The organism is Pseudomonas sp. TH34 (assembly GCF_016650865.1).
GTDB classification, from domain to species: domain Bacteria; phylum Pseudomonadota; class Gammaproteobacteria; order Pseudomonadales; family Pseudomonadaceae; genus Aquipseudomonas; species Aquipseudomonas yamanorum.
The window spans coordinates 36371-49538 of the sequence record NZ_JAEKFB010000026.1; the positions used below are offsets into that span (position 1 = coordinate 36371).

Below are 13168 nucleotides of genomic sequence, written 5' to 3' on the forward strand. Positions count from 1 at the left end.
TGACGACATGCCCACCGCTTCCCGCCCAGCCGTGCTCGAACTGATCGGCAACACCCCGCTGGTGCGGGTCAGCCGCTTCGATACCGGCCCGTGCACGCTGTTCCTCAAGCTTGAATCCCAGAACCCCGGCGGCTCCATCAAGGACCGCATCGGCCTGGCCATGATCGACGCCGCCGAACGCGACGGCCGCCTTCGCCCCGGTGGCACCATCATCGAAGCCACCGCCGGCAATACCGGCCTCGGCCTGGCGCTGGTGGGCCGCGCCAAAGGTTACCGGGTGGTGTTGGTGGTGCCGGACAAGATGTCCACCGAAAAGGTCTTGCACCTGAAAGCCATGGGCGCCGAGGTGCACATCACCCGCTCCGACGTCGGCAAAGGCCACCCCGAGTATTACCAGGACGTGGCGGCACGGCTGGCCAAGGACATTCCCGATTCGTTCTTCGCCGACCAGTTCAACAACCCGGCCAATCCCCTGGCCCACGAGACCAGCACTGCGCCGGAAATCTGGGCCCAGACCCAGCATGACCTCGACGCCATCGTGGTCGGCGTCGGCTCGGCCGGCACCCTCACCGGCCTGACCCGTTTCTTCAAGCGCGTACAACCCGACCTGGCCATGGTGCTGGCCGACCCGGTCGGCTCGGTGATGGCGGAATACAGCCGCAGCGGTACCATGATCGAACCCGGCTCGTGGGCCGTGGAAGGCATCGGTGAAGACTTCATCCCCTCCATCGCCGACCTCTCCAGCGTGTGCCACGCCTACTCCATCAGCGACGAAGAAAGCTTCGACCACGCCCGCCAGCTGCTGCGGGCCGAAGGCATTCTCGGCGGCTCTTCCACCGGTACCCTGCTCGCCGCCGCCCTGCGCTATTGCCGCGAACAGACCGAGCCCAAGCGCGTCGTCACCTTCGTCTGCGACACCGGCACGCGCTACCTGTCCAAGGTCTACAACGACCAATGGATGAACGATGCCGGCCTGCTCCAATACAAACACTACGGAGACCTGCGCGACCTGATCGCCCGCCGTTTCGAGGACGGCCGGGTGATCAGCGTCGGCCCCGACGACAGCCTGCTCACCGCCTTCCAGCGCATGCGCCTGGCGGACGTGTCGCAATTACCGGTGCTGGTGGACGGCCAAAAACTGGTGGGGGTGCTCGACGAGTCGGACGTATTGCTCGGCCTGCATCAGAACGCCGCGCATTTTTCCATGACCGTGGCCAGCGCCATGACCAATGCTCTTCACACCCTTGCGCCCAGCGCCAGCCTTGCGCAATTGCAGGCCGAACTGGATCGCGGACTGGTGGCAATCATTGCCGACGCCTCGGGCTTTTACGGCCTGATCACCCGCGTCGACCTGCTCAATCACTTACGGAGATCCCTTGCATGACCCAGCACGATAAAAGCGCCTTCGCCACCCGCGTGATCCATGCCGGGCAATCCCCGGACCCGACCACCGGGGCGCTGATGCCGCCGATCTACGCCAACTCCACCTACCTGCAGGAAAGCCCCGGTGTTCACAAAGGCTTCGACTACGGGCGCTCCCACAACCCGACGCGCTTCGCCCTGGAACGCTGCGTGGCCGACCTGGAAGGCGGCACCCAGGCCTTCGCGTTTGCCTCGGGGCTGGCGGCGATTTCCACCGTGCTGGAACTGCTCGACGCCGGTTCCCACGTGGTCTCCGGCAATGACTTGTACGGCGGCACCTTCCGCCTGTTCGACAAAGTTCGCCAACGCAGCGCCGGGCATCGTTTCAGCTTCGTCGACCTGACCGACCTGTCGGCTTTCGAAGCCGCGTTGCAGGACGACACCCGCATGGTCTGGGTCGAAACCCCGAGCAACCCGCTGCTGAGCCTGACCGACCTCAGCGCCATCTCCCGTATCTGCAAGGCCCGGGGCATCATCTGCGTAGCAGACAACACCTTCGCCAGCCCATGGATCCAGCGCCCGCTGGAGTTGGGTTTCGACATCGTGGTGCACTCCACCACCAAGTACCTCAACGGCCACTCGGATGTGATCGGCGGCATTGCGGTGGTGGGCCAGAATCCTGAACTGGCCGAACGCGTGGGCTTCCTGCAAAACTCCGTGGGTGCGATTGCCGGACCGTTTGATGCGTTCCTGACCCTGCGTGGGGTGAAGACATTGGCGTTGCGCATGGAGCGCCATTGCAGCAATGCGCTGGAGCTGGCGACATGGCTGGAGCAACAGCCGCAAGTGGCGCGGGTTTATTACCCAGGCCTGGCATCACACCCGCAGCATGAGCTGGCACGCCGGCAGATGCGTGGGTTTGGCGGGATGATTTCGGTAGACCTGAAAAGCGACCTGGCGGGCGCCACACGCTTCCTGGAAAACGTGAAGATCTTTGCGTTGGCTGAAAGTCTGGGGGGCGTCGAAAGTTTGATTGAGCACCCGGCGATCATGACCCATGCGAGCATCCCGGCAGCGACCCGGGCGCAGCTGGGGATTGGTGATGGGTTGGTGCGGTTGTCGGTGGGGGTTGAGGACGTGGAAGACCTGCGGGCGGATCTGGCGCAGGCGTTGGCAAAAATCTAACGCGCAAACTGCCGGAGCGAGCATGCCCGCTCCGGCAACACTTTAAATAGCGTAATTGACCTCTACCATTCGCCCGGTCTTGATGGACTCCAGCGCACAGTCCGCCAAGTGCAACGCATACAGCCCATCGCGCATGTTGGTGGGCAGCGCGCGCCCCGCGCTCAGTGCCTGGATAAACTGCCCCAACTCATTGCGGTAGGCCTCCGCATAACGTTCCAGGAAGAAATGCTGCAACGGCTCCAACGCCTCGGTGTGCTCGTGGTTCCAATGGCGCAAGGTGCTGGGGCGATGGTTATCCGTGAGCAACACCCCCTTGGCCCCGGACACCTCAAGTCGCTGGTCATACCCGTAGACCGCCTCCCGACAGCAGTTAATATGGCACTGTTTCCCGGATGCGGTGCGCAGTAGCACCATCACGCTGTCGAAGTCGTCAATCTGCGCCAGGCTCGGGTCTACCAGCCGGCTGGCTATCGCGCTGACTTCGATGGGCTCTTCACCCAGCAGGTGCCGCGCCATGTCGAAGTCATGAATGGTCATGTCCCGCAGGATGCCGCCGGAATGTGCCAGGTAATCCCGTGGCGCCAACCCCGGGTCACGGCTGGTGATGATCACCTGCCGCACAGCACCAATTTGCCCCGCGTCGATGGCCTGGCGCAGGCGCAGCGTGTCGGGATCGAAGCGGCGGTTGAAGCCCAGCATTACTTTGCCGCCCTCGCGCTCCACAGCTTGCGCCGCCGCCCGCGCCTTGGCGAAATTCAGGTCAATGGGCTTCTCGCACAGCACGGCCTTGCCCTGGGACACGGCCGCCAGCAGCAAATCGATATGAGTGTCGGTGGGTGTGCCAATCACCACCGCGTCGATATCGTCCCGACTTAGCACTGCTGCGCAGTCATAGGCCGCCTCGCAACCCAGCTGCGCAGCCAAGCCATCGACGCCCTCCCGCCAGGGGTCGGCGACCACCACCAGAGTGGCATCAGGATGGGCCGCGACATTGGCCGCGTGAATGTTGGCGATGCGCCCTGCACCAAGGACAGCGATACGTAGCATGGTCGAACTCCTGGGATTGTTATTGGGTTTGGAGATTCAGTCCGGCAGGTTGAACGGTGTGACGATCTGTACCTGTGACGGCGCAATCGGCCCAGCCTTCCACAGCCGATGAAATTGCAGGATGTGCAGGAACACATGGCGCGCATCGATCTGCAGGTTGTGATCGATAATCGCGGCGACTTTTTCTTCAGCCAACAGCTGGCGATTCTCTTCGTCGAGGTCGTGAGCAATAAACACGTCCAACGGGCGATCCAGAGCCGCGAAGGCGTCGACAATTGCGCGGTTGCCACCGCCGACGCTGTACACCGCCTTCAGTTCGGGATGCTGCTTCAACGCATCGGTGACCCGGGCAAACGTTCGGTCATACACGCCGTACCCACCGCTGATATCCAGTACCCGCAGGTGCGTCGCGCGGCCGCGCAGCCACATGCGAAAACCCATTTCGCGTTCTTCCTCGCCCCGGAACAATTCACTGCCAATCACCACCGCCACTTCCTGGGGTTGGGGTGACAGCCAGCGGGACAGAAGGTACGCGGCGGTTTGTCCGGCGGTGCGGTTATCCATGCCTACGTAGCCGATGCGCTCGCTGTGGGGCAGATCGGTGACCAGGGTCACCACCGGAATACCTGCGGCCGCCAGGTGCTTGACCGCCAGATTCACCGCCGGCTCGTCCGCGGCCTTGAGCACCACACCCTGGCTGCCGGTCTCGAGGCAGCGCAGCAATTGGTCGTGCATCGCCTGAGGCTCGATTTCTTCGAACAAATGAAACCGCGGGGCGATACGAAACGGTGCCAGGCTGCCCAGTTGGGCGGTGATGGCGGCCTGCACCGCCGCACTGAAGCGCTTGGGCGTGTGCATGATCACATCGACATGAAAGGTCCGGCCTACTGCCAAGCCATTTTTTTCCTGGGATTCCAGCTCATCCAGAGCCTGTTCGATACGCCGCCGGGTTTGGGCGTGCACGCTGCCGCGCTCATGCAAGACGCGATCGACCGTCGCCTTGCTGACGCCCGCCTGGGTGGCCAGTTGCTTGATGGAAAAGTGTTTAGCGCGTTCGAGCATGCCGTTGAGCCTGAGGTTTTTTTGAGGTCTTTTTGAGACTCATTGAGGTGACCGCAATGCTAGTCTCAGTTTTGCCCGGCGTCGAGCCCGGCCTTCAAAACAACAAAAACCCAGGAGACCCCGATGCCTTCAACCGACCTCAGCCATACCTTCAAAGGCCAATACTTTGTCGTCACCGGCAGCACCCAGGGGTTGGGTGCTGCCGTCGCCCATACCCTCGCGCGGCGCGGTGCTGCCGGCCTGATCATCTGCGGACGCCGCCCGGACCAGGGCCAGGAGCAAGTACGGCAGTTGGCCGCGCTCGATTGCCGCGCGGTGTTTGTCCAGGCGGACCTGGAACAGATCGGCGACTGCCGCGCCGTGATCGAGGCGGCCCGTGCCCACTTCGGCACCCTCCACGGGCTGATCAACTGCGCCGGGATGTCGGATCGCGGCACCATTCTCGACACCTCCCCCGAACTGTTTGACCGACTATTTGCGGTCAATGTGAGGGCGCCGTTTTTCCTGATGCAGGAAGCCTTGAAGCTGATGATCAGCCAGAGGGTTGAAGGTGCAGTGGTCAATATCCAGAGTGTCACCGGCCACGGCGGGCAATCGTTCTTGAGTGCCTACGCGGCGTCCAAGGGCGCTCTCGCGATTCTGACCAAAAACGTAGCGTTCAGCGCCCTGCGCAACCGGATTCGGGTCAACGGCTTGAACATCGGCTGGATGGACACACCTCACGAGGATGAAATCCAGCGGCACTACCACGGTGCCGGGGATGGCTGGTTGGAGGCCGCCGAAGCCGCGCAGCCCTTCGGCCGCCTGCTCAAACCTGAAGAGGTGGCCCAGAGCGTGGCATTTCTATTGTCACGCGAGTCGGGAATGATGACCGGCACGGTGATCGACCTGGAGCAAGGCGTCATCGGCTGTGGCGACGGCGGCACCCCACGCCCCGATCAGGCCCTGAGCCTGGTGGAGGGTGCGTGATGCCTGCCTTTGTCAGCGCCGACGCAGTGCAACTGGAAGATTTTCACTCGATCTGTGCCAAGCAGGCGGCTGCCGAGGACTACCCGCACTGCGCCGAAGTGTGCAGCAACATCCCGATCTATCAAGCCCAGGCACTGCGCAACGGCGATCATCACGCCGTGCTGGACGAACTGCATCGCCTGTTCAGCCAGGGGCCGGGAGTGATGGTGGTGCGCCAGGGCTACGCCGACCTGGACGTGGTCGACCGTCACAGCCAGGTATTCGAAGCGATCTTTGCCCAAGAGGCTGCGCAAGGTGTGGCCGCCGACCACTTCGCCAAGGCCGGCAGTAACGGACGTATCTGGAACTCATTACAGAAGGCGGCACTACAGTCACCGGCATCCTTTGTCGAATATTACGCCAACCCACTGCTGGGGTTGATCGCACAAGCCTGGCTCGGCCCAGGCTACCAAGTCACGGCCCAGGTCAACGTGGTGCACCCCGGTGGCCAAGCCCAGCAACCGCACCGTGATTATCACCTGGGATTCCAGACCATCGACGTGGTGGAGCGCTTTCCGTTGCCCCTGCATACGCTGTCCCAATACCTCACGCTGCAAGGGGCCGTGGCCCATAGCGACATGCCCCTGGAAACCGGCCCGACCCAACTGCTGCCGTTTTCCCAGCAATACCCGCTGGGCTACCTGGCCTGGAGGCGCACTGAATTCATCGAGTACTTCCAGCAGCATGCAGTGCAATTGCCGCTGAACAAAGGTGACCTGCTGTTCTTCAACCCGGCCCTGTTTCACGCCGCTGGCACCAATCGCACACCGGACCGCCAGCGCATGGCCAACCTGCTGCAAATCTCCTCGGCGTTCGGCAAAACGATGGAGGCTGTGGACCGCGACCGGATGATGCTGGCGCTCTACCCTTGCCTGTTGGAGCGCCTGGCGGACAACGTCATGGATGACGAGGCGCTGCACGCGGTGATCGCCTGCACCGCCGATGGCTATTCCTTTCCCACCAATCTGGATACCGACCCACCCTTACAGGGCCTGGCTCCGCAAACCGGGCAGCAACTGATGTTGCAGGCACTGAACGAACGCTGGCCCTACGAGACCTTTGCCGAACACGTTGCGCAACTACGCGCCAAACGCCAAGGCTGAGGAATGTTTTCAACGTCTTCCAAAACAACAAAAAACGGACTGAAACCATGAAAAAACAGCTGCTGACCTTGCTCCTGACCCTCATCGTTACCCCGCTCGCCCTCGCCGAGACACGCATCGGCGTCAGCATCGCCCAGGTGGACGATGTGTTCCTCGCCCAGATGCGTGACTACATGGCGGCCCACGCCAGGGACCTCACCGACGTGACCCTGCAATTCGAAGACGCCCAAGGCGATGTGGTGCGCCAACTGAACCAGGTGCAGAGCTTTTCTGCCCAAGGCATGGACGCGATTATCGTCAACGCGGTCGACACCGCCGCTACCCAGAAAATGACTGTGAATGCCCAGCAGGCGGGTATCCCGCTGGTGTACGTCAACCGTCGCCCGGACATCCCCGGCTTACCGGCCGGGGTGGGTTATGTCGGCTCGGACGAGATCAAAGCGGGCGAGATTCAGATGCGCTACCTCGCGGAAAAAATGAACGGCAAGGGCAACCTCGCAATCATGCTCGGCTTGCTCTCTAACAACGCCACCCACAACCGCACACAGGGCGTGAAAAACGTACTGAAGGATTACCCCAACATCCATATCGTCGAAGAACAAAGCGCCGACTGGCAGCGCAGCAAGGCCATGGACCTGATGAACAACTGGATCGTCTCGGGCAAGAAAATCGACGCCGTGGCGGCCAATGCCGATGAAATGGCTATCGGTGCCGCGATGGCGATTACCCAGGCCGGTATGCACCCTGGCAAGGACATCCTGGTGGGCGGCAGCGACGGCGGACCCGCCGGCCTGGATGCGATCAAAAAAGATCTATTGGTAGTCACGGCCTATCAGGACAACAAGGGCCAGGCCGTCGGCTCGATTGACCTGGCGCTGAAGATGATCAGGAAGCAGCCCTACACGGCGGAGCTGACCATTCCCTATCAACAGATCACCAAGGACAACTATCAGGCCTTTCTCACCCCTTGATTGTTATCAGCCCAGCGCCAAGCAGACCGGCCAGCCCCGACAAACAGAGCACTCCCACTCCATAAGCGAGGGTGCGCCAGGGCTGGCGGCCGCTCAGATACATCACCGTATGCATCACACGGGCAGCGGTGAACAGACAGAACAACCCCGCGGTAGCGGTGCCTGGCGTTTCCATCGCCAGGCACAGGCCACCCAAAATGAAGAACAACGGAATATTTTCCAGATCATTGGCCCAAGCCTTTTCGGCCCGGGAGACTTGCGGTAACTCCTGGGGATTCGCATCGCGATGGAAGAAAGCTGCATCCTCATGGTTAGTGAATGCACGGTATCTGAGCCGAAAGAAGCCTTGGTAGCAAGAGATCGCCAGCATCTTCAAGAACAGCACCAGCACGCACAGCGCATAAACCTCCATCACTGGCCCCCTGAAGGTTCGCGGAACCCGTTGACCACGATATACAGCAGCGGACCGATGGATACGAAAACCGCCGTTACCAGTAAATAAGGCAATACCGATGCCAAGGATTTGCCCCTGGACCGCGCATCCCGGCACATCCACATGCACGCCATCACCGCCATCAGATACAAGTCAATCACCACCTGGGCAGTGTCCGGCCTCGACATCAATTCAAGCCCGAACGCCATGAGCGATTGATCGGCGATCAGCATCGTGATCAATGTGTACAGGGCAAAAGCCAACAACCCGGCCAGGGCAATCCAGGGTCTGCGCATGTTCTCCTCCTTGGAGACAACGGTTCGGGAAGCTGCACATTAGTGATAACGTCGTTCCCCTCTCAATGACCTCAAAGGTCATCGACACCACCGACCCGCACGGCCAGAGTCAACCCATGAGCAGCCAACCTTTCCCCCGCGCCAACCCCGACACTACCGCCGGCACGCAATTGCGCGTGCTGCGTCGGCACGCCAGATTGAGCCAGCTGGAACTGGCGCTGATCACCGGGGTTTCCCAACGCCACCTGAGCTGCATCGAGACCGGACGCGCCAAGCCGAGCCCGGGCACCTTGCATAATTTGCTGATGGCGCTGGAGGTTCCGCTGGAGCAATGCAACAGCGTGTTCCTCGCCGCCGGCTTCGCCCCGCGTTATGAGGCAACCCCGCTCTCCTCGCCCTCCATGGAGGCCATTCGCGAGGCGATCAGCCATGTGCTCCACGCGAACAATCCTGCGCCGGCGATCGTGCTGGGCAGCCATTGGGAAGTGCTCGCCGCCAACGCCAGTACCCAGGTGCTGTTCGAGCTGGTGGGGATCAAACCGGAGGCGGCTGATGGATTGAATTTGCTGGTCACCCTGCTACAGCCTGGCGGCCTGGGTGATCATTTGATCAACGCTGAAGAAATCCGCACCATCGCTTGGCAACGGGCGACGCGCGAGGCGTTGGGCAACCCCGAACTTGCCAGGCTTCTGGACAGCCTGCCAGCCCCGCAAAGTACCGAAGCCTTGGTCAATGAACCACCGCCACTGGTGCTGACACGCGTCAACTCCCGTGAAGGTGAGCTGAACTTCATGTCGACCTTCACCACCTTCGGCATGCCCCAGGACATCACGGTGACGTCGTTGCGCATTGAGCATTTGATTCCGGCGGATGCGCAGACGTGGCAGGTGATGACCGCGGCGTATGAGCGGTCGAAATAGGCAATGCCTTGCCGGATCCGGCAACCCCTGACCACTCCCCTGCCCAGCGGCCCCGCAGCACTGGCCTTGCAGCACATGGCCTGACTCTTGCTCTGCCTCTGCTACCAACCAGGGAGCAGCATCATGATCGGAAGCACCAGCCTCATCGCACTGGCCCAGAAGAGCCTGACCCAGTCCATGGAAAACGGCACCCTGCGGGCCGGCAGGATTGAAGTCACCAACGCCACGCCCGAGATCAAGGCCAAGCTGGAAGCCAGCTATCAGGAGCAAGTGCGCTCGACCGCGCAAACCGTTGCCACCGCCAGGGCCAATCCCTCTTGGGCGACCTTCGACGATGAAAACAATGCCGTCGCACTGCCTGATGTTCAGTCACTCAGCAAAAGCGACGCCACCCATGTGGCCAACGGTCTTCAGTACCTGCTCGATATCGGGCGCCTGGACGGCAAGACCGTCACCGCGAAAAATGGCGACCAGTCGACCGATAACATCGCGGTCTACAAGGATTGGCTCCAGGCCCACATCGGCGTGGATGTACAGGCCTGAGACAACTCACACCATCGGCACGGCAATCAGCAAGATCGCCGTGCCATGGGTGGCCGTCGCCGCCACCACACCGTAGCGCATTCGCACCAGCCCGCAGACCACGCCTTCAATCAGGGTAAAGGCCAGCACCGGCCAGCCCAGTTGCGTCACGCTCAGGGCCAAAAATGAATGGCACGCGGCGAACGCCAGCCCGCTGAGCAACGCCGCACGCAGCGGCCTAACGTGCTGTTCGAGATAGCCCTGCAAGAAGCCGCGAAACAACACCTCTTCCAGCGCATTGGCGCAGTAGGCAAGCACCAGCATGCCCATCAGCCAGGTCCAGTAAGCCGGGATTGCCGCCGGTTCGATGCCTTGATACAGGCGCAATGGCAGGCCAATCAAACTGCCGGCCACCAACCCCACTGCCAGGCCCACAGCGCGATTGCCCTTGAACAGCACCGTCAGTTGCCATAACTCCGGGGCCAGGCGCGCGAGCAGTGCGATCAGCCCAAGGGATAAGCCGCCCAGCGCCGCCAGCACGAAGGGATTGGCCGTGAACTGGATCTGCACCTCGCGGCTCAGCGACCACATGCCCAATGGCGTCATCGCATCGCGCATCAGCACGAAGGCCAACAGCAGAATAACGATGCGCACGCCCGGCAACGTTTTTGGCGTGAGGCCGAACCACAGGCCAAACAGGATCAGCCCTGGAAGCAGATAAATCCCATAGTGAATCAGGACTGTAAAAGCGTCGGCGATCACTCGGCGTCAGCCCTGTGCTACAGCGATCATGTCGATTTCCACGGCGGCGCCCTTGGGCAGTTGCAGCACGCCCACCGAGGTGCGCGTGTGAGAACCGGCAGTCCCCAGGATCTCGCTCAACAGGTCCGACGCACCGTTGGCCACTTCGCTTTGCTGGTCAAAGTCATCCGCGCTGCGCACGTACACATTGATCTTGAGGATCGCCTTGACCTGATCCAGGGAGCCCAGTGCCTGCTTGAGCAAGCCCAGGCAACGCAATGCGCTGACGCCGGCGGCAATCTGTGCATCGGCCAGGCTTAGGCTTTCGCCGACCTTGCCGGGCAGCACGATCGTGTCACCCACCCGTGGGATCTGGCCGCTGATATAAACGTGATTGCCATCCCTCAGCAGCGGCGTGTAGTTGCCGCCGATCTTGAACTCGTTGAGTTGATAACCCAGGCGCACCATGGCCGCCGCGTATTTTTGGTCCGGTGTCATTTTTGTTGTCCTCACTGGCTGTTGCGATCCACACCATGAAGTCGCCGGCCACAGCATAGCCATGTGCCATTTCCACGGGAAGTGCCGAGCGCTATTTCGCAAGTGATACGACGACCAATACTGACAAACAGCGCTTATATTCTGGCCCACTACAAATTTCACTTTCCTTGATCCCACGAAATACGGCATGGTTGTACGACGACTTAAGCGCAACTCCTGAGTCGTCCCAGTACCCACAACAACAAGGAAACACCCATGCAAAACGTCAAGGTTCTGATTGGTTTTCTGTGCCTGTTCAGCGGTTACGCGGCCGCCGCGCCTGCCGCAGCCGACAAGGATGTCGCCGTTGCGGTCGACCACCTGACCCAGGCCATGCTGCACAAGGACATTCCGCAACTGCAGGCCCTCACCGCCAACAACCTCACCTACGGCCATTCCAGCGGCAAGGTCCAGAACAAGCAGGAATTTATCGCCGACATTGAAACCGGCAGAAGCGGCTTCAAGACCCTGGAAATGCAGAAACAGACCATCACCCTCAATGGCGACACCGCCCTGGTGCGCAACCACTTTTCCGCCCAGGCGGTAAACAGTGGCGTCGAGGTGCCTACCGAAATTGAAAACTTCCAGGTCTGGCAGAAGCAGAAAGGCAAATGGCTGCTGATCGGGCGCCAGGCGTACAAATTCTGAGTCCCGCCTCCACCGCCCAGCGCACTTTCAGCAGCGCCTCGCGCAACACCTCCCGGTCCACCGACCCCAGCGCCACTCGCAAGGCATGGGGCACGTGGGCCGAGACGGCAAACGGTTCGGCCGTGGACACCGAGATATTTTCCCGTGCCAGTGCCATGGTGATCTGGTCGGCGCGGGCATCTTCCGGCAAGGGCAGCCACAGAAAATACGAAGACGGATGGCGGATAACGTTCAACCCCGCCAACACCTCATCGGCCACCGCCTGGCGCGCCTGGGCGTCTTCACGTTTTTGCGCTTCCAGCTGCAGCACCGTGCCGTCGTCGATCCACGCGGCAGCCACCGCAGTCATCACCCCCGGAGTGTTCCAGGTAGTGGCCATGACCGTACGCTCCAGCGCCGCCATCCACGGGTGCGGAGCGGCGACGAAACCCACCCGCAGGCCGGTGGCAACGCTCTTGGACAGCCCCGACACATACACCGTGCGTTCCGGTGCCAGCTCGGCCACAGGCGGCGGCGGGTCCTCAGCTAAAAATGCGTAGGCAGCGTCCTCGATCAGAATCAAATCATGCTGGCGGGCAATCGCCACCAGGTGCTCGCGCTGCTCCCTGCTCATCACCCAGCCCAACGGGTTATGCAGGGTCGGCATGCTGTACACCGCGCGTACCGGACGCCGGGTGCAAAGTTTTTCTAGAAAGACCAAGTCGGGGCCCGTCGCGGTCACCGGGATTGCAACGATTTCCAGGTGCAACGTCTCGGCCAGCACCTTGAAACCGGAATAGGTCAACGCATCCACCGCCACCACATCGCCGGGCTTGAGCAACGACATCATGGTCACCGCCAGCCCGTGCTGGGCACCGCTGACGATCAATACCTGCTCGGCCTGCACCGTCAACCCACGGCTCGCCAGGTGGCGCGCCACCGCCGCCCGTTCGTGCAACCGACCGGCGTGGGGCTGGTAGCGCAGCAGGGCCGACAGGTCGCCGGACAACGCCAACTGACGCAACGCCGTGCGCAGCAGGTCGGTCTGGCCCGGCAACGACGGATAGTTGAAGTTGAGGTCGATCATGCCCGCCGCCACGGCGATCTGCCCTATGCCCTGCCCCGGCGACAACGCGATTTCCCGCACAAAGGTCCCGCGCCCGGTCTCGCCGCTGACCAGGCCCATGGCCTCAAGTTCGGTGTACACCCGGCTGGCCGTGACCAGCGCCAGGCCGTGGCTGGCGGCCAACTGGCGGTGGGTCGGCAAACGGGTGCCCGCCGCCAGCGTGCCGGAGCGGATATCCCGGGCGAAGGTATCCACCAGTGTCTTGTAGCGGGCGCGAGGCATAGAGGA

Annotated in this window: 14 protein-coding genes and 1 pseudogene; 8 read left to right on the forward strand and 7 right to left on the reverse strand. The window is 61.9% G+C overall.

The genetic code is table 11. The features are described 5' to 3' along the window. The first annotated feature begins 7 nt into the window (after positions 1 to 7). Both JFU58_RS20560 and JFU58_RS20565 read left to right on the forward strand, forming a co-directional pair. A complete protein-coding gene (locus tag JFU58_RS20560; RefSeq protein WP_201141992.1) occupies positions 8 to 1384 on the forward strand; it encodes a pyridoxal-phosphate dependent enzyme in 1377 nt (458 codons plus the stop codon). Beyond that, complete coding sequence (locus tag JFU58_RS20565; RefSeq protein WP_063029674.1) at positions 1381 to 2547, forward strand: cystathionine gamma-synthase; 1167 nt, start codon at positions 1381 to 1383, stop codon at positions 2545 to 2547. The genes JFU58_RS20560 and JFU58_RS20565 overlap by 4 nt, the downstream gene beginning before the upstream one ends. Positions 2548 to 2589: 42 nt before the next feature. On the opposite strand, the gene iolG is transcribed toward JFU58_RS20565, so the two are convergent. Continuing rightward, entirely contained in the window at positions 2590 to 3594 is a 1005-nt protein-coding gene (gene iolG / locus JFU58_RS20570; RefSeq protein ID WP_063029672.1) for an inositol 2-dehydrogenase, read from the reverse strand. A gap of 36 nt (positions 3595 to 3630) precedes the next feature. Beyond that, positions 3631 to 4656 (reverse strand): LacI family DNA-binding transcriptional regulator, encoded by a 1026-nt coding sequence (locus JFU58_RS20575; RefSeq protein ID WP_177026109.1) that lies wholly within the window; start codon positions 4654 to 4656, stop codon positions 3631 to 3633. A 123-nt stretch (positions 4657 to 4779) separates the two neighbouring features. Between JFU58_RS20575 and JFU58_RS20580 the strand changes: the two genes are divergently transcribed. From JFU58_RS20580 to JFU58_RS20590, 3 genes are read left to right on the forward strand one after another with little or no spacing between them, the layout of a single operon-like run. After that, positions 4780 to 5625 carry an SDR family oxidoreductase gene (locus JFU58_RS20580; RefSeq protein ID WP_063029668.1) on the forward strand — a complete coding sequence of 282 codons (846 nt, stop codon included), beginning with the start codon at positions 4780 to 4782 and terminating at the stop codon, positions 5623 to 5625. Continuing rightward, positions 5625 to 6767: a phytanoyl-CoA dioxygenase family protein gene (locus JFU58_RS20585; protein WP_201141994.1), complete on the forward strand. Its 1143-nt coding sequence runs from the start codon at positions 5625 to 5627 to the stop codon at positions 6765 to 6767. The genes JFU58_RS20580 and JFU58_RS20585 overlap by 1 nt, the downstream gene beginning before the upstream one ends. A 47-nt stretch (positions 6768 to 6814) precedes the next feature. Next, on the forward strand, positions 6815 to 7738 hold the full coding sequence (locus JFU58_RS20590) for a sugar ABC transporter substrate-binding protein (protein ID WP_008436286.1): 924 nt from the start codon (positions 6815 to 6817) through the stop codon (positions 7736 to 7738). Here JFU58_RS20590 and JFU58_RS20595 read toward each other — a convergent pair. Continuing rightward, positions 7728 to 8150, reverse strand: a complete 423-nt coding sequence (locus JFU58_RS20595) for an MAPEG family protein (protein WP_093209496.1) — start codon at positions 8148 to 8150, stop codon at positions 7728 to 7730. The genes JFU58_RS20590 and JFU58_RS20595 overlap by 11 nt on opposite strands. Then, positions 8150 to 8467: a DUF2834 domain-containing protein gene (locus tag JFU58_RS20600; RefSeq protein ID WP_063029662.1), complete on the reverse strand. Its 318-nt coding sequence runs from the start codon at positions 8465 to 8467 to the stop codon at positions 8150 to 8152. Before JFU58_RS20600 ends, JFU58_RS20595 begins: the two co-directional genes overlap by 1 nt. A gap of 116 nt (positions 8468 to 8583) precedes the next feature. On the opposite strand from JFU58_RS20600, the gene JFU58_RS20605 reads away from it, so the two are divergent. Together JFU58_RS20605 and JFU58_RS20610 are read left to right on the forward strand one after the other, a co-directional pair. Beyond that, positions 8584 to 9387 (forward strand): helix-turn-helix domain-containing protein, encoded by an 804-nt coding sequence (locus JFU58_RS20605; protein WP_242488302.1) that lies wholly within the window; start codon positions 8584 to 8586, stop codon positions 9385 to 9387. A 123-nt stretch (positions 9388 to 9510) separates the two neighbouring features. Further along, positions 9511 to 9930 (forward strand): hypothetical protein, encoded by a 420-nt coding sequence (locus JFU58_RS20610; protein WP_242488303.1) that lies wholly within the window; start codon positions 9511 to 9513, stop codon positions 9928 to 9930. A gap of 6 nt (positions 9931 to 9936) precedes the next feature. On the opposite strand, the gene JFU58_RS20615 is transcribed toward JFU58_RS20610, so the two are convergent. Continuing rightward, positions 9937 to 10671 (reverse strand): CPBP family glutamic-type intramembrane protease, encoded by a 735-nt coding sequence (locus JFU58_RS20615; RefSeq protein WP_201141996.1) that lies wholly within the window; start codon positions 10669 to 10671, stop codon positions 9937 to 9939. A 6-nt stretch (positions 10672 to 10677) separates the two neighbouring features. Then, positions 10678 to 11148, reverse strand: coding sequence for a RidA family protein (locus JFU58_RS20620; RefSeq protein ID WP_201141998.1), 471 nt, complete (start codon positions 11146 to 11148; stop codon positions 10678 to 10680). 255 nt (positions 11149 to 11403) lie between these two features. On the opposite strand from JFU58_RS20620, the gene JFU58_RS20625 reads away from it, so the two are divergent. Beyond that, the gene (locus tag JFU58_RS20625; protein ID WP_063029654.1) at positions 11404 to 11835 is read left to right on the forward strand and encodes a nuclear transport factor 2 family protein; all 432 of its coding nucleotides are present in this window, start codon (positions 11404 to 11406) and stop codon (positions 11833 to 11835) included. Positions 11836 to 11845: 10 nt separating this feature from the next. Here the strand turns inward: JFU58_RS20625 and JFU58_RS20630 are convergent. Further along, a pseudogene (locus JFU58_RS20630) lies at positions 11846 to 13162 on the reverse strand (aminotransferase-like domain-containing protein); the annotation flags it as partial. Between the last annotated feature and the right edge of the window lie 6 nt (positions 13163 to 13168).

Excerpts from the sequence above, each read along its gene's own strand:
- JFU58_RS20620 (WP_201141998.1), bottom strand. The coding sequence starts at position 11,148 with ATGACACCGGACCAAAAATACGCGGCGGCCATGGTGCGCCTGGGTTAT.
- JFU58_RS20585 (WP_201141994.1), top strand. The coding sequence starts at position 5,625 with ATGCCTGCCTTTGTCAGCGCCGACGCAGTGCAACTGGAAGATTTTCAC.
- JFU58_RS20590 (WP_008436286.1), top strand. The coding sequence starts at position 6,815 with ATGAAAAAACAGCTGCTGACCTTGCTCCTGACCCTCATCGTTACCCCG.
- JFU58_RS20575 (WP_177026109.1), bottom strand. The coding sequence starts at position 4,656 with ATGCTCGAACGCGCTAAACACTTTTCCATCAAGCAACTGGCCACCCAG.
- JFU58_RS20560 (WP_201141992.1), top strand. The coding sequence starts at position 8 with ATGCCCACCGCTTCCCGCCCAGCCGTGCTCGAACTGATCGGCAACACC.
- JFU58_RS20600 (WP_063029662.1), bottom strand. The coding sequence starts at position 8,467 with ATGCGCAGACCCTGGATTGCCCTGGCCGGGTTGTTGGCTTTTGCCCTG.
- JFU58_RS20580 (WP_063029668.1), top strand. The coding sequence starts at position 4,780 with ATGCCTTCAACCGACCTCAGCCATACCTTCAAAGGCCAATACTTTGTC.
- JFU58_RS20625 (WP_063029654.1), top strand. The coding sequence starts at position 11,404 with ATGCAAAACGTCAAGGTTCTGATTGGTTTTCTGTGCCTGTTCAGCGGT.
- iolG (WP_063029672.1), bottom strand. The coding sequence starts at position 3,594 with ATGCTACGTATCGCTGTCCTTGGTGCAGGGCGCATCGCCAACATTCAC.
- JFU58_RS20565 (WP_063029674.1), top strand. The coding sequence starts at position 1,381 with ATGACCCAGCACGATAAAAGCGCCTTCGCCACCCGCGTGATCCATGCC.
- JFU58_RS20595 (WP_093209496.1), bottom strand. The coding sequence starts at position 8,150 with ATGGAGGTTTATGCGCTGTGCGTGCTGGTGCTGTTCTTGAAGATGCTG.
- JFU58_RS20605 (WP_242488302.1), top strand. The coding sequence starts at position 8,584 with ATGAGCAGCCAACCTTTCCCCCGCGCCAACCCCGACACTACCGCCGGC.
- JFU58_RS20610 (WP_242488303.1), top strand. The coding sequence starts at position 9,511 with ATGATCGGAAGCACCAGCCTCATCGCACTGGCCCAGAAGAGCCTGACC.